The sequence below is a fragment of the Sphingomonas sp. URJC2 genome, assembly GCF_059803575.1.
In genome coordinates, this window is sequence record NZ_JAPFGX010000084.1 from 1 (window position 1) to 1,165 (window position 1,165).

Below are 1,165 nucleotides of genomic sequence, written 5' to 3' on the forward strand. Positions count from 1 at the left end.
CCCCCACCCGGCCTCCCAACGGCAGGATACACTGTGGGAGGCCGGGTGGGGGTGCGGGCCGGTGCCGTTCTTCCCGAACATAAGCCCCCAAACCTTTCGCGCCTCAGGTCCGGTTGACCGGGCGGGTGGCGCGCGGCACCATGCTGCAATGCAACACGCCCCCGCGATCACGCAGAACCCCGATATCCGCTTTCTCGGTCGCCTGCTCGGGGACGTGATCCGCCATTATGGCGGCGAGCAGCTCTACCGGCAGACCGAATATATCCGCTCCGCCTCGGTCGACCGGCATCGGGGGCTGGCCGATGCGGCGTCGATCGATCCGGGGCTGGATGCGCTGGGGCTGGACGACACGCTCGCCTTTGTGCGCGGCTTCATGCTGTTTTCGATGCTCGCCAACCTGGCCGAGGACCGGCAGGGCATTGCCGCGGAGCCGGGCGCGGACCTGAAGACCGCGCTGGCCGCGCTCGACCGCGCCGGGGTCGGCCGCGACGCGCTGATGGAGCTGCTCGCCTCGGCCCGGATCGCGCCGGTGCTCACCGCCCATCCGACCGAGGTCAGGCGCAAGAGCATCATCGACCACAAGAACCGCATTGCCGAACTGATGCGCCGCCGCGATGCCGGCTTTGCCGAGACGATCGACGGCGAACCGGTCGAGGACGCGATCGCGCGCCAGATCGCGCTGTTGTGGCAGACGCGCCCGCTGCGCCGCGAGCGGCTGTATGTCGCCGACGAGGTCGATACCGCAACCGCCTATTTCCGCGACGTGTTCCTGCCGGTGCTGCCCGCGCTCTACCAGCGCTGGGAACAGCTGATCGGCGCGCGCCCGCCCGGCTTTCTGCGCCCCGGCAGCTGGATCGGCGGCGACCGGGACGGCAATCCGTTCGTTACCGCCGCCTCGCTGGAACTGGCGCTGGCGCGCGGGGCGGAGGTCGCGCTTGGCCATTATCTCGATGCCGTGCACGCGCTGGGCGCGGAATTGTCAGTATCGACCGAGCTGGCCGAGGTCAGCGACGCGGTGCGCGCACTGGCCGAGGCCAGCCATGACGGCGCCCCGGCGCGCGCCGACGAACCCTATCGGCGCGCCCTGTCGGGCATTTATGCGCGGCTGGCGGCCACCTATCGCGCGCTGACCGGCCATGCGCCGCCGCGCGCGACGGCGCTGGCC

1 protein-coding gene is annotated in these 1,165 nt (G+C 71.0%); it reads left to right on the forward strand.

All coding sequences use genetic code 11. The features are described 5' to 3' along the window. Nucleotides 1–148 precede the first annotated feature (148 nt). Nucleotides 149–1,165: phosphoenolpyruvate carboxylase (locus OPU66_RS14895; RefSeq protein ID WP_498554431.1), on the forward strand; the 1,017-nt coding region annotated here is incomplete at its 3' end.